17 protein-coding genes are annotated in these 17879 nt (G+C 37.7%); 10 read left to right on the top strand and 7 right to left on the bottom strand.

Going from position 1 to position 17879, the window contains the following annotated elements:
* Positions 1-239: 239 nt before the first annotated feature.
* A complete protein-coding gene (gene zupT / locus Q0K35_RS00525) occupies positions 240-1010 on the bottom strand; it encodes a zinc transporter ZupT (RefSeq protein WP_294560608.1) in 771 nt (256 codons plus the stop codon).
* 158 nt (positions 1011-1168) lie between these two features.
* Here zupT and Q0K35_RS00520 point away from each other — a divergent pair, with 158 nt between their 5' ends.
* From Q0K35_RS00520 to Q0K35_RS00500, 5 genes are all read left to right on the top strand, one after another.
* Positions 1169-1549: a GntR family transcriptional regulator gene (locus Q0K35_RS00520; protein WP_294560606.1), complete on the top strand. Its 381-nt coding sequence runs from the start codon at positions 1169-1171 to the stop codon at positions 1547-1549.
* Entirely contained in the window at positions 1536-2426 is an 891-nt protein-coding gene (locus Q0K35_RS00515; protein WP_294560604.1) for an ABC transporter ATP-binding protein, read from the top strand. The genes Q0K35_RS00520 and Q0K35_RS00515 overlap by 14 nt, the downstream gene beginning before the upstream one ends.
* Entirely contained in the window at positions 2419-3825 is a 1407-nt protein-coding gene (locus Q0K35_RS00510; RefSeq protein ID WP_294560602.1) for a hypothetical protein, read from the top strand. Before Q0K35_RS00515 ends, Q0K35_RS00510 begins: the two co-directional genes overlap by 8 nt.
* Before the next feature lie 5 nt (positions 3826-3830).
* Positions 3831-4169 carry a hypothetical protein gene (locus tag Q0K35_RS00505; RefSeq protein ID WP_294560601.1) on the top strand — a complete coding sequence of 113 codons (339 nt, stop codon included), beginning with the start codon at positions 3831-3833 and terminating at the stop codon, positions 4167-4169.
* A 110-nt stretch (positions 4170-4279) separates the two neighbouring features.
* On the top strand, positions 4280-4807 hold the full coding sequence (locus tag Q0K35_RS00500; protein WP_294560599.1) for a VanZ family protein: 528 nt from the start codon (positions 4280-4282) through the stop codon (positions 4805-4807).
* Between the two features lie 146 nt (positions 4808-4953).
* Here Q0K35_RS00500 and ftsH read toward each other — a convergent pair whose 3' ends face one another.
* Positions 4954-6789, bottom strand: coding sequence for an ATP-dependent zinc metalloprotease FtsH (gene ftsH, locus Q0K35_RS00495; RefSeq protein ID WP_294560597.1), 1836 nt, complete (start codon positions 6787-6789; stop codon positions 4954-4956).
* A complete protein-coding gene (locus tag Q0K35_RS00490; protein WP_294560595.1) occupies positions 6786-7235 on the bottom strand; it encodes a hypothetical protein in 450 nt (149 codons plus the stop codon). The genes ftsH and Q0K35_RS00490 overlap by 4 nt, the downstream gene beginning before the upstream one ends.
* Before the next feature lie 224 nt (positions 7236-7459).
* Here Q0K35_RS00490 and Q0K35_RS00485 point away from each other — a divergent pair, with 224 nt between their 5' ends.
* Positions 7460-8311 (top strand): glycosyltransferase family 8 protein, encoded by an 852-nt coding sequence (locus Q0K35_RS00485; protein WP_294560594.1) that lies wholly within the window; start codon positions 7460-7462, stop codon positions 8309-8311.
* A 173-nt stretch (positions 8312-8484) separates the two neighbouring features.
* On the opposite strand, the gene Q0K35_RS00480 is transcribed toward Q0K35_RS00485, so the two are convergent.
* Together Q0K35_RS00480 and Q0K35_RS00475 are read right to left on the bottom strand one after the other, a co-directional pair.
* The gene (locus tag Q0K35_RS00480) at positions 8485-9933 is read right to left on the bottom strand and encodes a family 1 glycosylhydrolase (RefSeq protein WP_294560592.1); all 1449 of its coding nucleotides are present in this window, start codon (positions 9931-9933) and stop codon (positions 8485-8487) included.
* 17 nt (positions 9934-9950) lie between these two features.
* Complete coding sequence (locus Q0K35_RS00475) at positions 9951-11873, bottom strand: BglG family transcription antiterminator (protein WP_294560590.1); 1923 nt, start codon at positions 11871-11873, stop codon at positions 9951-9953.
* 468 nt (positions 11874-12341) lie between these two features.
* On the opposite strand from Q0K35_RS00475, the gene Q0K35_RS00470 reads away from it, so the two are divergent.
* Genes Q0K35_RS00470 through Q0K35_RS00455 form a run of 4 tightly spaced genes read left to right on the top strand, consistent with a single transcriptional unit; the run spans position 12342 to position 15789 of the window.
* Entirely contained in the window at positions 12342-12644 is a 303-nt protein-coding gene (locus Q0K35_RS00470; protein ID WP_294560588.1) for a PTS sugar transporter subunit IIB, read from the top strand.
* Positions 12645-12692: 48 nt separating this feature from the next.
* On the top strand, positions 12693-13955 hold the full coding sequence (locus Q0K35_RS00465; RefSeq protein WP_294560586.1) for a PTS transporter subunit EIIC: 1263 nt from the start codon (positions 12693-12695) through the stop codon (positions 13953-13955).
* A gap of 21 nt (positions 13956-13976) precedes the next feature.
* A complete protein-coding gene (locus Q0K35_RS00460; RefSeq protein ID WP_294560585.1) occupies positions 13977-14324 on the top strand; it encodes a PTS lactose/cellobiose transporter subunit IIA in 348 nt (115 codons plus the stop codon).
* Positions 14317-15789, top strand: a complete 1473-nt coding sequence (locus tag Q0K35_RS00455; RefSeq protein WP_294560583.1) for a glycoside hydrolase family 1 protein — start codon at positions 14317-14319, stop codon at positions 15787-15789. The genes Q0K35_RS00460 and Q0K35_RS00455 overlap by 8 nt, the downstream gene beginning before the upstream one ends.
* A gap of 170 nt (positions 15790-15959) precedes the next feature.
* Here the strand turns inward: Q0K35_RS00455 and Q0K35_RS00450 are convergent, their stop codons facing one another.
* Positions 15960-16490 carry a TetR/AcrR family transcriptional regulator C-terminal domain-containing protein gene (locus Q0K35_RS00450; protein WP_294560581.1) on the bottom strand — a complete coding sequence of 177 codons (531 nt, stop codon included), beginning with the start codon at positions 16488-16490 and terminating at the stop codon, positions 15960-15962.
* Between the two features lie 124 nt (positions 16491-16614).
* On the bottom strand, positions 16615-17760 hold the full coding sequence (locus Q0K35_RS00445) for a Xaa-Pro peptidase family protein (protein WP_294560580.1): 1146 nt from the start codon (positions 17758-17760) through the stop codon (positions 16615-16617).
* Positions 17761-17879: the final 119 nt, after the last annotated feature.

Genomic DNA, 17879 nt, shown 5'->3' with positions numbered 1-17879 from the left:
TCCTGTTCTCTTTTCAATTCATCTTTAACTTCTTCTTCATGATAATAGTATTTCATATGCATACCACCTTTCATGCCTACATTATAGGAGGGGAAAGGTTAAAAAAGAAGCGATTGTCAGTTGAATCCGTCAACCCTTCGTTGTATTTCACTCAACTGTCAGTTGGATTTTGCTGATTTAGTCATATTATGTACTTTTTTTCTTTTTTTGACAAGAAAAAAAAGGACGCTTAGTCCTTTTTAAAACATCAGCGTCAATGGCATCAGACAGATTCCTGCAAAAGCAGCCCACAAGGCAAGACGAGGATAACCGTAATCCCTGCTTGAAGGCAATAACTCTTCAATGGCAATATACAGCATGATACCGGATATCACACCAAAAATGATTCCTAAAGAAACATCATTGATAAACGGACGCAATACCAGAAAAGCCATTAAAGCGCCAATAGGCTCTGAGATAGAGGAAAGGAATGTATAATATATAGCCTTTCCTTTAGAACCGGTTGAAAAATATACCGGTAAAGCCACGGTAATGCCTTCCGGAATGTTGTGGAAAGCAATCGCAATCGCAATGGCCAAGCCCAATGAGCTGGAATCATAACCGGCCATAAAGGTTGCGATACCTTCCGGAAAATTATGAATCGCTATCGCCATCATACTGACAATTCCAACACGATAAAGATTTTCATGCTTCAGCTCATGTGTATCCTTTTCTTCTTCATGGGGTATGAATTTATCCAATAAAGAAGCAAACAATACACCCAGTATCAAACTGATCACCATATAAACGGTACTTAACTGTTCATTCGCAAATGAACGGAAATAAGACATTGAGCTGGGAAGCAGTTCCATGAAAGAAACTGAGATCATGACACCTCCGGCAAAGCCTAATGAGGTTGAGATCAGTTTTTCATTTTTCCGGTCTGAAAAGAAAATGATCAGTGCACCGATCATTGTTGAAAATCCTGCAAGCGTTGAGAGTAATAAAGCGCGTAAAGCTTCATGTTCCATAAAATCACCTCTCTCTATCATATTGTAATAAAAATGGTTTCAATAGGCAAATAAAACAATCTGATTTGTGATTATTTCCATATATTTCATAAAAACGATTGACAAATAACCAAAACTGTAATACTGTAATAGTACAGTAAGACGGAAGGAGGAATAACATGTTTATCATTCAAACCAAAGATGATACACCTGTTTATGTACAGCTGCAGCATCAGGTCTTAGATTATATTGCTTTAGGTATTTTAAAAAAAGACGATCAGCTACCGTCCGTACGCACCCTTTCAAAAGAGCTGGGCATCAATCCCAATACGGTTGCGAAAGCCTATTCGAATCTTGAACTGCATGGTTATGTTTACTCCATACCGGCAAAGGGAGTTTTTGTAAAGAGCGAGAATGTAACGGATCTGGTATATGAACAAAAGCTGGAGGAATTAAAAACAAAAATGAGAGATTGTAAGAATGTCGGAATTGAAAAAGAGAAGATTCTGGATCTTGTTGATAAGGTTTATGAGGAGGTTGATGAATATGTTGAAGGTTGAAGCTGTTTCAAAGAAGCTTGGTAATAAAACGGTACTTGAAAACTGTTCCCTGACGGTTCAAAACGGTTCGGTCATGGGCCTTATCGGACCTAACGGGGCAGGAAAATCAACACTATTAAGATGTATTTGTGATGTTTATCAATGTGATCAGGGAAGCATCACCTTAGATGGTGAAACGATTCATGAAAATGAATATTTAAAACAGAATATTCTTTATCTCAGTGATGATCCTTATTATATGTATAATGCCACGATCAAAGATATGAAAGAATTCTATCAGATCTTTTATCCGCAGTTTGATGAAAAACTTTATGAGAAATATCTGAAAATCTTCAAGCTGGATGAAAATAAGGTCATGAATAACTTTTCTAAGGGTATGAAACGTCAGGCATTTATTCTCATGGCTTTGGCGATATCACCTAAGCTGCTTTTATTAGATGAATCCTTTGACGGTCTTGATCCGATGATGCGTCTGTTATTCAAAAGAGCGATCGGTGAATGCATTGAAAAGAAAGATATCTCTATTATTATTTCCTCTCATAATTTACGGGAGCTGGAAGATATCTGTGATGCTTTTGCGATACTTGAAGATGCACATATTGAAACAAGCGGTATGATTGATGATACCAAAGAAGCCATTCATAAGATTCAGATTGCGTTTAGAGAAGAAAAAAATAAGGAAGCCTTTGAATCGCTGGATATCATGCATTATGCGAAAACAGGAAGGATCATTACGCTTGTCGTAAAAGGTGATCTTGAAGAAATCAAACAACAGATCCAGTCCTTACATCCATTGATGATGGATATCTTGCCTGTAAATTTAGAAGAGATCTTTATTTATGAAATGGAAAGGAAGGGGGTATTTGTCAATGAATAAGATAACGACCAACTACTTTAAAAACTTGTTTATTCGAAAAAGAAAGCTTTTGATCTTATATTTCTTTGTATGTTTCATGGCATATCCCTTTGTCATGTTTACTAATTTATTGACATCTGCCGGAAATAATGCCAGCAATATAACAGCCATCGTATTTTATCTTGCGTTGTTTGCATTAGGCGTATTTGCAATCGTATTGCCGATCTTTACATTTAAATTTTCCCTGACAAAACGTCATGTCGATACCTATTATGCGATTCCCATTAATCGCGATCATCTGTTTAAAGCACATTTTATTGCACCGATCATCGGTGTCTGTGTACCGATTCTGGTGAATTATCTGATTGGCGGACTGCTTCTTTGGGCTAATAGCTCTTTTATGGTTTATTTAAGTTTATTGATCGTACTTTGTCTGGCGTTTCTGCTATTTGTCATCATTTACAGCATCAATACTTTCTTTGTATTGAAATGCAACAATATCCTTGATGCTTGTATCATTACTGCGATGATCACGATCTTGCCTTTATTCGTCTATATGACCGTTACGATTTTCCTCGGTACACAGACAGTCAATAACGGCATGATTACGATTCGTGATATTCCGGAATTAGTGTTAAAGCTTCTTTCACCTATGAATGGACTGTTCATCGTGGAGCAAATCGTCCGTCTTGAGTATTCATATCCGATAAGGCTTTCTTTTCACTTTGGAGATGTTGACTGGGTGATGCTGAGCTATTATCTGGTGCTTGGCTGTGGTGCCATCGTTGGAGCTTATTTTACCTTTAAAAAGAAAAAGGGTGAAAGTGCTGAACAGCTGACGACAGATTTTATTACCTATCCGCTTCTTTCTAATATCGCTCTTGCCTGTCTGATTATTTGTTTCAATTTAATGGGCAATGAGTTAACGGTCAATATCTTGATTATCGTATCGCTGTTTGTAGTTTTCTTTATCGTTAATGGTATTGCGAAAAGAAGCATGAAACTGACGCCTTTGATGGCAGCGGAGTTTATCATTCTGATGGTATTGGTCAATGGCTTTAACTACGTATCCAGACAAACTGAATTTTTTGGAATCAACCGTCAGGTGCTGGATTATACTAACTATACGACAATTAATTTTGAGATATCTACTGTTGATTATTTTCCATTAAATGAGATGAAAAAGACGATTATCGTTAAAGATATTGATAAAGATGATCTGGCTCTTTTGGATTATGTGAAGGTATTGCAGGAAAAGACATCCTTGAATTTTAAAGAAAGAGGAGATACTTATATTGAGGACTGTGCTGCATATTTAGATATTAATTATCGTCTTGGTTATGATGAACATTATGTTCATTTCTATCTGGATAGTGAAGATGTCGAAATGCTGAGGTCACTGATTTTTAATGTGAGGTAGCAGTTATGTTTTATATTTATTGGATATTAATGATGATTGCTTTATTTACATCATTTGCTTATTTTTCTAAAGGCAATGAACATAAAAATCATGCTTTGATCATATCAAGCATGATTCAATGTCTGCTTACGCTGGTATTGCCACTGCTTAATTATTTGTTTGTGGCAGAGGGAAGATGGATGAACAGCTTTGAGAATGAGTTTGTATTTCTTTGGCAGAAGCTTCATGAGGGAAATATCGTTGCTTTTGTTATCTTATTTGGTTATTTGATTTTGTTTAGCTTAGTGATTTTTAATGGACGTTGGGCAGTTGAAAAGAATCACCGATCTTCAATTTCAATATAATAAGATATCTTATAAATGATATAACTATAAGAGATGATTTGAGAGCGAGTGCACTGCTTTCGCTCTTTTATTTTGTATATGAAAAAGATGATTTGTTGTGAGGTGTTACTATGAAATATCTGATAGACTTTATGTTTTTGATGCTTTTATATGTTTTTGTTTTTTATGGGAAGTGGAAAAACAGGGGATGTGATGTGTTATTTGTCAATACGCTTATGTATGTATATCTGTCATTTGTGCTTTATTTTACGTTGATGCCAATCATAACCTCGCTTCCATTTATGTTGGATCATCCTTACGTGGCAATGAATCTGGTGCCGTTTATAGATGTTTCAGCAAAACGAGGTGATTTTATAAGACAGATCGTATTGAATGTGATCATGACCCTTCCGTTTGGCTTTTTATTTCCGTTGACGCAAAAAAAAGGCGGATTTCTTAAAACCGTATTTTATGTTTTTTTGATGAGCCTGGGCATTGAGATATTGCAGCCTCTTATCAATGGTGTCAGATCTTCAGATATTACGGATATCATTACGAATGTGACAGGCGGAATGATCGGATATGTCTGTTATGTCATTTTCAAACCAATGATATATCAAATCTTAGATCATTTAACAGCAAGTAATTTAAAACTTTGAATTGGAAACAGCCAAATCAGAAAGAAAGTTCAGATAGTTATTATATCAAAAAGGCGTCCAACGACGCCTTTTAATTTACTTAATCTTATTCTTCCATTTTATTGAAGGCACTTGCCGGCTGATGACAGATCGGACAGCAGAACTCATCAGGAAGCTGATCTGTTGGTGGATGCGTTTAAGATTGACATAAACTCATCACCTGTGATCGTTTCTTTCTCATATAAGAATTTTGCCAATTCATCGAGTTTTCTGCGATTGTCTTGTAATATCTGACGAGCTTTTTCATGCTGCTTCTTAACAAGATCAACGACTTGCTGATCGATTTGGGCCTGTGTTTCTGCTGAGCAGGCAAGTGATGTATCACCGCCCAGATATTGGTTCGTAACAGTTTCCATAGCTACCATGTCAAATTCATCGCTCATACCAAAACGGGTGATCATGGCCCGTGCTAACTTTGTTGCCTGTTCGATATCATTGGAAGCACCGGTCGTAATGGAGTTAAAGATGATTTCTTCGGCAGCTCTTCCACCGGTAAGGGTTGCGATCTTATTTTCAATTTCCTCTTTGCTCATTAAGTTATGTTCACCCTCTTCTACCTGCATCGTATAACCGAGGGCACCTGAAGTACGAGGAACGATCGTAATCTTTTGTACGGGTGCGGAATGGCTTTGCATGGCTGCTACTAAGGCATGACCGATCTCATGATAGGCTACGATCATCTTTTCCTTATCACTTAAAATAGCATTTTTCTTCTGATAACCGGCAATCACGACTTCAATGCTTTCCTCTAAATCAGCTTCACAAACGTTTTTACGATTATTACGTACGGCACGCAGTGCAGCTTCATTGATGATATTCGCTAATTCAGCGCCGGATGCACCGGATGCCATACGCGCTATTTTACTGAAATCAACATCATTTGCCATTTTGATTTTCTTGGCATGGACTTTTAGAATTTCTTCACGTCCCTTCAGGTCCGGCAGTTCAACAGGTATGCGGCGGTCAAAACGTCCCGGACGTGTTAGGGCAGGATCCAAGGACTCAGGACGGTTGGTGGCAGCCAATAAGATGACACCGCTGTTTTCTTCAAAACCATCCATTTCTGTAAGCAGCTGATTCAATGTCTGTTCACGTTCATCATTGCCACCGATCTGACCTTCACGTTTTTTACCGATCGCATCAATTTCATCAATGAATACGATACATGGTGCTTTTTCTTTTGCCTGTTTGAAAAGATCACGAACCTTTGCGGCACCCATACCTACGAACATTTCCACAAATTCTGAACCGGACATTGAAAAGAAAGGAACATTTGCTTCACCGGCAACGGCTTTTGCCAGCATCGTCTTACCGGTTCCCGGAGGACCTACTAAAAGAATTCCTTTTGGCATGGCGGCGCCTATTTCTTTATATTTATTTGGGTTATGCAGATAATCAACGATTTCGGTCAGGCTTTCTTTTGCCTCATCTTCACCGGCAACATCTGAGAATTTAATACCTTCAGATGATTTCACATATATTTTTGCGTTGCTCTTGCCTAAACCAAAGCTCATGGAATTGGCGCCACCGGCACGATTCATCAATTTCTTCGACATATATTGACCGATACCTATGAAAATAACGATCGGTAAGACCCATGAAAGCAAAAAGCTTAACCATGGTGACATCTGTTCGATGATCTCACCGGAAAAATCAGCATCTGAATCAAATAAACGCTGGGTCAGATCAGGATCATCCACCATTCCTGTCTTATAGATCTGACCTTCTTTATCGGTAAATAAGATCTGGTTTTCTTGCTTTTGGATTTCTACCTGATCGATTTCATTATCAAGCGTCATAGACATGAAAGTACCATAATCGACTTGTTTGACCTGTCTTTCAGCCAGCCACGGTACCGCTAGAAAATTGATCAGCATCAAAACCAATAAAGCAATTGAATAATAATAAATCAATGGTTTTTTAGGATGTTTTACTTCATTCATACATGTTCCTCCTTTTCCTGAAGCTTATTTAATGTATTTTCTTCTGCATCTATCTGCATATCAATCGCCTTCAATGCCGCAATTAACGCATAACGCATCGATTGAACCGCAAAATCAATGGCATATTCCGCATAAAGCGCACTTGCTTCTGCTTTTTCTTCGAGAACTGGCTGTGATGCCATCTGATCCTTGAGAATCTCACTTGTTTTACGAAGGTATTCTTGCTGAGCATCGGCTAATGAAGCAACAATTGATGAATGGGAACCCTGTACCTGCTTTTTCAGTAAATATTCATTTTCCTGATACTCATCCATCGTGTCTTGAAGATGCTGTTTGATTTTAGAGTGATCCTGCTGCTGACAGAGATGAAGACGGCCCTGCATCTTTCCAAATTGCTCTTCCAGCTCATACAGCTTGATCGCAAATATTTCTTCATTGAGTTTCATATGACCTGCTCCTTTCACGAATAATGTTATATCAAAAGTTGGAAAAACGTTCCACTTGCAGATTTTGGAATCTGTATGAACACTTTTTTAAAAGTGTAAAAAAGCAAGACAAATCTTACTTTTTGTAAATAAAAAATTTTTGAAAATGACAGTTTCATTTTGTCCTGTCTTCTGCTATCCTATAATTAGAAAATATAACTCATCGAGAGTATCCGGGGGTAAAAATGAAAAGAGATGAAATGAATCAGGATGTAATGAAAATACTTGTTTCGCTGGATGAAAACTACCTTTATCAGCTTCAGGTACTTTTGACATCGATCGCCATCAATAATCCAAAAGAAAAAATAGAAATTTATCTGATGCATAGCGGCATATCGGCTTCTGATTTAGAAGGTGTCGAAAGAAGCTGCCAAAGCTTGGGATATCGCTTCTTTTCCATTTATGTGGATGCTTCTATTTTTGATGATGCCTTAGAAACCAAGCGATATCCACAGGAAATGTATTACCGATTATTAGCATCGTACTTTCTTCCAAAACAAATCGATCGTATCTTATATCTTGATCCTGATATATTAGTCATTAATGCTTTGCGCCCTTTGTGGGAAACCGATATGCAGGGAAATCTATTTGCGGCAGCTTCTCATACGAGCATGAAGGAGCTTTCTAACAATGTGAATCGCTTACGTTTAGGTACGGATCATGACTATTATAATTCAGGGGTCTTGTTAATGGATCTGAAGCTGTGCCGTAAGAAGATCGATCCCCGGGATGTGATTGATTTTTCAACGACGAAACGAATGAGTCTGCTTCTGCCGGATCAGGATATTTTAAATGCGATGTTTGGTGACAGGATACTGCCTTTAGATGATTCGATCTGGAATTATGATGCTCGCAAATATAACAGCTATCTGACACGAAGCTCGGGGAAAATAGATGTTGACTGGATCTTTGTGAATACGGTGATCCTCCATTTCTGTGGACGTGCCAAGCCATGGAAGCCACACTATCCGTATCGTTTTGGTTTGTTGTATAAGCATTACGAACAGTTGACAAAAAGGTGGTTCATAAATATTTAACAATTAGGTCTTAAAATATATTATTTTGATATTGAACTGTGAAAAAATTGAGAAGAATATTCATATAAATTATAAGATATGATATAAAAAATCCCCTCTAGTTATAAAAGAGAAGAGTTTAATAATTCTTGTCTTGCCTAGAGGGGAATTTTTTTTGTTCACTATTATTTGTTTTAACTTAGATCTTCTCCATTCGTAGCGATAACTTTCTGATACCAGTAAAAGGAGTCCTTACGTATTCTCTGATACGTGCCATTGCCTAGATCATCGGCATCTACGTAAATAAATCCATAGCGTTTGGACATCTCTGATGTGGAATTGCTTACGATGTCAATTGGTCCCCACATTGCATAGCCGAACACTTCGACACCATCTTTGATTGCTTCATGCAGCTGTTCTATATGTTGCCGGTAGAAATCAACGCGATAAGGATCGTGGATAGAACCATCAGCTTCAATGACGTCTTTGGCACCAATTCCATTTTCAGCGATGAAGATAGGTTTATGGTACCGGTCATATAGATTATTAAGTGTGGTGCGGAAACCCAGTGGGTCGATTGGCCATCCCCAGTCTGTGTTTTTCAGATATGGATTTTTTATTGGAGCAATCAGGCTTCCGGCATGAATAAGGTCTAGGTTTGGATTGTATTTGCAAACATATGTTTCATAGTAGCTGATAGAAATAAAATCAACGACACCTTTTTTTATAATTTCTAGATCGTGATCTTCAATATCGAGATGAATGTTATTTTCTTCAAAGACACGTTTCATGTAATATGGATATTCGCCTAGTACCTGCACATCAATATAAAAATAATTCAGATGACTTTCAAACATTGACTGATAAATATCTTTTGGATCAGGAGAGTTTGGATATTTTTCCAGCCTGCAGATCATACAGCCTATCTTCATTTCCGGATTGATAGAGTGGGCCGCCTGCACTGCCAGCGCTGAAGCGACAAACTGATTGTGAGACAGCTGGTATTTGAAATTCTTTTCATCACGCTTGCTTCTTTCCAACAACGCACCACAGCCACAGTAAGGGCTTCCCAGTGTAATATTGATTTCATTGAAAGTCAGCCAGTATTTCACTTTGTGCTTGTAGCGCTCCAGTACAGTCTTCGCATACTTAACAAAACAATCTACTGTTATACGGCTTTCAAAGCCATTGTATGTTTCACATAGATAGAGAGGAATATCATAATGCAGTAAAGTTACCAATGGTTCGATTCCGTATTTATGCAGTTCATCAAATACGTCATCATAAAATTGCAGTCCTTCTTCATTGGGCTTTTCCTCAATGCCGTTTGGATAGATTCGAGGCCAGGATATTGACATACGAAATACCTTAAAGCCCATTTCCGCAAATAAAGCTATATCCTCTTTATAGTGGTGATAAAAATCATTTCCGTGACGTTTAGGAAAGAAAAATTCGTCTTCATGAGTCTTGCGATATTGAAGCTGATCCCATGTCAATTCAATTCCTTTAAAACTTTTTTTGTCCGGAGTTTCATAGATTACCATATCGGTGGTTGCAAGTCCTCTGCCTCCTTCGTTATAAGCGCCCTCTAGCTGACAGGCAGAGGTAGCACCGCCCCATAAAAAATTCTTTGGAAAACTCATTTCATATACCTCCTTTTTTATGATGTAAACAAAGAATTTAATGCATAGTAAAATTCATCAAAGTTATTCGTATTGATCAGCTTCTGAAGGGTTACCTGGTTATCCAACAGTTTGATCAGCTGATCAAAAAACTTTGAGAAAATTTTTCGCGAATTGTTGTTGATACCAATCATTGCCACAAAATGGACAGCCTTATTGTCGGTCCACTGGATTCCTTTAGAAAAAATCGCTACATAAATAAAGCTTTTCTTCGTGCTGACAGAGGTCAGAGTATGGGGAACGGCAACATCATTGAAAGCAGTTGTAGAGAGTTTTTCCCTGTCTAAGATGTCCTCGTGAAAATGATCATCAACATAGCCCAGTTCTACTAAACGGTCACACATTGCATTTACAGCAACTACCCCGTCCTTAAAATCTGGATCTTTAAGATAAAGAGACTCATCGAAAAAGTTGAGAATATAGTCTTTCAGTTCTAACTTTTGTTTTTTTTCAGAAATCGCATAGATGACTTTCTCGAGATTGTTGAAATCATGTTCGTCCGGAAAGAAACCAACTGTAATCATCTCAATATTACTGTTTACCTTACAGTTTGGAGGTAAGATCAGTAAATCAATATCATCTCTGATAAGCGCCTGAATATCACTGGCGGCACTTGCTTCGATGATGGAAATATTCTTAAAACTTTCATGTAGTTTTTTTAGAGTATTTTTGTAGAAGTCATAGTAGTCGTTGTAAACATAAAGACAATTGACCCTTGTCATTTTGATGAATGCGTTATTTTCAAAATAGGAGCCAATATGAAATGAGATGAAAGCAATCTCATCTTCATTGAGATCAATATCATATAGAATTCGAAGCTCACGAGCGATGAAAACTGCGATGTCATAGACTAGAGGATAGGTCATCCGAATAATACCTGAAAGCGGATTTTTTACTTTAAAGTTGTTACGAGCACGGTAAAACAAGTTCTGTATGTGCAGGGTAAACTTTGTGATAAAACTATCTTTAAAAAGCTGTAAGTAATAATTGTCTTCAACTTTTTTCAATAGGTTTCTTGTGATATCGATGTATTTTTGGTCAACATATTTATGAATATTGTGCATGCTCAATTGATCATAATCAATGCGTTTGGTCATGACGATATTGTTGGATATCAGCAATGCCAAATTGATATACTCGGTTTCATTGAAATCAACATGGAAAAGTTCTTTACACCAGTGACCAAGAGAGGAAGCTGCTTGATAAAATACAGAATCACCGATCTCATCATATGTTGGTTCTTCATCTAGTTGATACCCACTTTCCAGACGACTGAGGATGATGATCAGATGTATCGTGATATTGTTAAGAACGAAGTTATTGTAATTCAGATGAAAGCGATCAAATGTTTTAATAATTTCTTGCTCTATATGTTTATAGTCATATTCCGTATTGAATAGAGAATATTGTTCTTCATAGAGATTGGTGTTAAAAGAATAATCCTGTACAAAATAGTACATCAGACGTCTTTTGTATTCCTCACTACATTCAAGACGGATGATATTGCGACGCGTAGTTAGTGATATATGACACTTTTTTAGATAAGTTTTTACATTTTGCAGATCTTTTTTTATTGTACTCTCTGATACATAAAGTTCATCTGCGAGATCAAAAATATCGCAGCCTTCCGGCGTTGTAATCAGTTTCTGAATAATATATTTCTGCCGATAATCTTGTTCACTGGAGCTGTTCTTTTGCTTCATGATAAATTCGCTATATAGAGATTGATCGAGCTGATATCCTTGACCGCTGGAAAGAACGTATTTTTTGTTCTTGTTGATACTTGCGATATATTTGCGGACCTGTCTTGTAGAAATCCCTAGAAAATCAGACAGTTGTGCCGCTTTGACCCATCCTTTTTTTTCTGATAGGTATTCGACAATTTTTTGCGTGTTATCCATTCTTTCCTCCATTTCTGATTTTTTCAATGTGGCTTGTTTAATCACATTCAATGCTTTGCCATATTTGTGATGTTTAATGACAATTGAATATAAAGATATTGACAGTCATGGCGAAAATCAGATGTACAATGATGCCAGCAAAAAGTAATTGAGCAACAAAATAAAAATCCCCCTGATTTTCTCGATATGTAAAGAAATGTTCCTTTCGTCTGTGAGCTTTAAATGCATATAGAAGCCACAGGAGTTATCTATCCCTTATATCCTTACTGGTTTTCCAGATGAGAAAGGCTACATTGATGTTGTTTGTGTTCATTAAAGTGTACATTTGAACATTTATATCATAGAAATTTGTATATTTAGATTCAAATAAATAAAAGTTCCTACCTGTGGAATCTATTTTGATTTGAAGAACACAAAAAGCAGATTTTATAATGATGACAAAGTTAAGAAAAGAAAAGGAGGTTGTTTATGAAAAGAATTTTGCTGTGTTGTGGTTCCGGTGCATCTAGCGGTTTTATGGCAAATAATGCGATGGCTGCTGCTAAGGCAAGGGGAATGGACATTAGCGTACAAGCTTGTAGTGAATCTGAGGTAGAAGATTATCTCGATGAAGTCGATCTAGTAATGGTTGGACCACATTTCCAGCATCGTCTGGAAGCAATCAAAGACATTGCGAATGAATATGGCGTTCCGGTCGATTTGATCGATGGCAACGTATATGGTTCTCTCGATGGCAACGGATTGCTTGAACAGGCATTGAAATCGCTGTAACGTCAGCAATTAATATGAAAGAAAGGAGATTGACGTATGCAAAAATTTATGACTTTTGTGGAGAAGCGCATTGCACCACTAATCGAAAAGATTGGTCAGAATGTGTGGATCAGTGCAACACAGGAAGCAATCCTGGCAGCAGTACCTGCAACACTTGTTGGTTCTGTTGCAACTCTGGTAAGTACCTTTAGAGGATTTGGATTAACATTTCTTCCTGATTTGACGCAGTTAAGTAATTTCTCGTTTGGTTTGTTTGGCTTGTTCCTGGCTTATGAGCTTCCATGTATACTCATGGAGAAAAAGAGACAGCGCCGCGTTGCCAGACAGGCTGGTTTAGCAGGGCTCGGTTTGTTCCTTCTGCTAGTATTTCCGCATTACGACGAGGCTGGAAATCTGGTGCTGGCCACAGCGAACCTTGGTGCCGGTGGTATGCTGAATGCATTGGTATCCGGTTATATCACTGCGGTTGTATTTAATATTTTTGCGAAATTCTCATTTTTCAAAAATAATACGACACTACCGCCATTCATCGTCACATGGTTTAATTCCATTATTCCGTGGACATTATGTTTGTTGTTTGGAATCGGATTAACGTTTGGATTGCAGTTTGACTTGATTGAACAGATTCGAGCACTGATCATGCCAATTTCTACATTTGCCCAGTCTTTCGGAGGATTCCTTTTAGTCATCTTAATGGTACTGTTTATGTATTCCTTTGGTATCTCTGCATGGATCTTGTATCCACTGATGTCTTTGATTTGGATGGAAGGACAAAATGCTAACTTAGCACTTGTTGCGCAGGGATTGCCTGCTACTAATGCACATACATATGAGGTCTTCCAGATGTGCTTTATCGGTGGACAAGGAGCTACATTGGCATTATGTATCTTTATGGCATTTTTAGCAAAATCAAAACGTTTGAAAACTGTAGGTCGTGCAGCAATCATTCCATCAATTTTCAATATTAATGAGCCAGTTGTCTACGGTGCTCCGGTTGCCTTCAATCCAGTACTGATGGTTCCTTTCTGGATTGCAGGACTTGCAAACTGTTTAATTGTTTGGTTTACATTCTCTATGGGATTAATTGCGATTCCGGTAGAGCCATTCCGTGTCACGATGCCTTCAATTTTATATGCACCATTAGCGACCGGAAACATCGTTGGTGGTTTGCTGTTACATATTGTCTGCTTTGCAGTGACTGCAATCATCTACTATCCATTCTTTAAAGTTTACGATAAGCAGTGTCTGGAAGAGGATGAAAAAGCAGTAGAAAAAGCAGCAAAAACAGCACCGACTGCACAAGATGCATAATGTTGGCTGGAGAGAATGCGAATGTCTGAGTATAGTGTAAAAGAATTGAATGAATTGGCCATGAAGATCATCCTACACGCAGGTGAGGGAAGATCTCTAGTCAATAAGGCATTTCAGTCTGCAGGGCAGGGAAAAAGCCGAGATGTGATAAAGGAACTATTAAAGGAGGCCAGGGAAAAAATTACTGAGGCGCATAAACTACAAACAAAGGTTATACAGGATACGGTGATGAACGAGTCACAATGCTTAACGATGCTATTTATTCATGCTCAAGACACATTGATGACGATTCACTCAGAACTTTTTATGGCTGAAAATGTTCTGGAACTATATTGTGCGAACCAAGGGAAGGAGGTAGAACATGAGTGAGTTTCCAAAAAACTTTTTTTGGGGTGGTGCCACTTCGGCGATTCAGATAGAGGGAGCATATAAAGAGGATGGAAAAGGACTATCAGGATCAGACTGTAAAACAGCAGGATCTTTCGCTAAACGCAGAGAACTGACTTATATCGATCAAGATGGAAAGCCGGGTGCTATTCCTTCTAATTTAGGAGGAACACTTCCAAAGGGGTCAAAACTTGCAGTTTTAGACGGATATTTTTATCCGAGTCATGAAGCAATCGATTTTTATCATACATATAAAGAAGATATTGCCTTATTTGCGGAAATGGGTTTCAAGATGTTTCGTATGTCAATATCTTGGCCACGTATTTATCCCAGAGGGGATGAAAATGCGCCAAATCAAAAAGGAATTGAATTTTATAAAAACGTATTTCATGAACTGCATAAATATGGAATTGAACCATTAGTAACTATTTTCCACGGAGATTTACCACTATATTTGGAGAATACTTATGGAGGATGGACAGATCGCCGTTTAATTGATTATTATATGAAGTTCGCTGAAACATGTCTGTGGGAATTCAAAGGTTTGGTTAAATATTGGCTGCCATTCAATGAGATGAACGATTATTTGTTAATGCTAGATATGTTTGGCAATATATCTACTAAGGAAACACATCAGAAGAGCTTTCAGATCATACATAACATGCTGGTGGCAAATGCAAGAACCGTGTCATTGGCTCATGAGATTGATCCGGAGAATAAGGTTGGATCGATGATTTGTGGTATTCCAAACTATCCGGCTACTTGTGATCCAAATGATATTCTGGAAACAAGATATCGTTGGGAGAAGGGAATCTATTATACAGGTGATGCCCAAGTGTTTGGTGAATATCCTGTGTTTGCCAAACGTCTATGGAGTGAGTATGAAGTAACCATGGAAACACAACCTGAGGATTTTGAAGATATGAAAAAGGGCAAGGTTGATTTCTATACATTCTCTTATTATATGAGTAATCTCGTAACAACACATGAGGTAAAGGATATCGTGCAAGGCAACTTTGCTAACGGAGCGCGTAACCCTTATTTGAATTATTCGCAATGGGGCTGGTCGTATGATCCAAAGGGACTTCGTTACTATTTGGAAGCAATCTATGATCGCTATCATTTGCCTATGATTATTACGGAAAATGGCCTGGGAGCAAAGGATACGCTTGTTGATGGAAAAATCCATGACGATTATCGAATTGAATATCTGAAGGATCATCTGCATGAGTGTAAGGTTGCGATTGAGCATGGTGTTGATTTAATCGGATATACCATGTGGGGATGTATCGATCTTGTCAGTGCCAGTACAGGAGAGATGTCCAAACGTTATGGTTTTATCTATGTTGACCGAGATGACGAGGGTAAGGGAACAAACCAGCGTATCCGGAAAGATTCCTTCTATTGGTATAAAGAAGTAATTGAAACCAACGGAGAAATGTTGTAAGTGATTGGACAGTTGTTTTTCTGATTTATTTAAGAGAAAAAGAAAACGAGTTTGGTGAAAATTCACTAAACTCGTTTTTACTTCAATGTATTTATGTTACTGGAGGACATTTTTTGACCTTTGTGTTTACCTGGGTATTAATTTAGATGTCCTTTTGCTTGACAATATATTCAATTGTGATTGTTTGAAGGAAGAATTTGACTGATCTGTTTTGCCAGTTTCTTGGTATCTATATCATCGTGCTGACAATACATCAATAACAGACCGCTGATACCAAAGCTATAGAAATTAAGGGCTACTTCTACATCATTATAATTGAGAGAAAGATCATGAGCTTTACATTCAACAAAAGCCTGAAGATATGTTTTTGTAGCCTGAACAAAGATTTTTTCCATTTGTGCTCTTTTTTGAGAATCCATAAGTTTATGGATCAGTTCATGATTTTCAACGGCAGAATCGATGAGATAGGTCAGAGCTTCTTTCAGCGTATCGGCTTTTTGAGTATATTTGATCGTTTCTTGAACCGCTCGCTCAATGGACCATTCAATGACTTCCATAATATCCTGAAAGTGATAATAAAAGGTCTGTCGTGAAATATGGCATTCTTCGATCAATGCTTTTACGGTTACTTTATCAATTCCTTTTTGTTTTGTCATCGCCAATAAAGTATCGGCAATGATGCCTTTCATATCTATGGGCATAACATATCCTCTCTTTTTTTGGATAAAATAACACAGATGACTTTATAGGTCAAGTGATTCATCAATTTATAAAATGAATTGAAAAATCTTAACGAATATTTAATCAGAAGATGAAAAATACAAATTATTCATTATTAAACTCAAACAAATCACGATCGAATGTCGTTAAAAATTCAGCACCGGTTTCTGTTACGAGGATCATATCTTCCACACGCATATAACATTCGCCTTCAAACATCATTTTCGGTTCAGAACAGAAGATCATGCCCGGACGTAAGATAGCATCGCTGGAACGGTTGACCATAGGATATTCATGACAGTCGGTTCCTATCTGATGGCCTAACATACCGGTATCTTTGAAACGCAAGACATCCGCAAATCCGCGTTTTTCAACTTCTTCAAGAACAAAATCATAGAGTTCATTTACATTTGTCTTGTTTGGAACGATACGCTCGACCATGGATACCTGTCCGGCTTGTAAAGCTTTATAACCTTCTTTGACTCTTTCTGGTGCTTTGCCATAATAAACAGTTCTTCCCCAGTCAGAGCAATATCCCTGGTCCATATAACCGACATCAAAGGCAATGGCCGTTCCCGGGACTAATTTTGAAGTACGTGGGAACACGAAGTTTTCTTCGCTTGAAAAAGTACCTCGTGTCTTAAAACCGGCCGTTGGCGGAAATGAGAAATCTTGGATGCCGTGATCCAGACCATACTGCATGAGCATCTGTTCAGCATCGTATTGAGTCATTCCTTCTTTGAGGTGGGTAACGACATACATGACGGCTTCATCGGTAAATTTAGCGAGCCTTCTCATGATCGCTATTTCCTTTTCATCTTTGATCGCGCGCAGATCATAAAACAGCTCTTCCGCATCAACGGTTTCTATCTTTGGATCAATTTCATGTAAGGCAGATTTGAGCCATTCATGACAGTCAACACCAATGCCGATCTTTTTTCCTTTGACATAAGGAGAAAGCGTATCTTCCATCTGATCCATATATGATACGATGACAGTTTCATTTGGGAAAGCATCTTTCAGACGCGGAATGGCAACGATCGTACACTCACCGCTAACGCTTAGATAAAGAACACATTCCGGCAATATTTTGGCACTGAGCCTGCCATCAATATTGTTCATACAGTTGCGCTGCCAGAAATAGTCCGTACTTTCACTTAAATACTGGAACGTAGGTCCGGTAGCAACCAAGACGCCATCCAGATTAGCTTCTTTTATTTTTGATATACATTTTTCTCTTCTCTGACTCATAAATATGTCCTCCTGTAGGTATGATAACATAAATTTTTAGTTTAATGTAAATAATTTTCAACAATAAATGTAAATATATGAAATAATTAGTGCAAAATTATGTAATTTTATGAAAAAAA

The organism is uncultured Traorella sp. (genome assembly GCF_944327115.1).
Taxonomy (GTDB): Bacteria; Bacillota_I; Bacilli_A; order Erysipelotrichales; family Erysipelotrichaceae; genus Traorella.
This window is presented reverse-complemented; position numbering and strand designations above follow the sequence as displayed.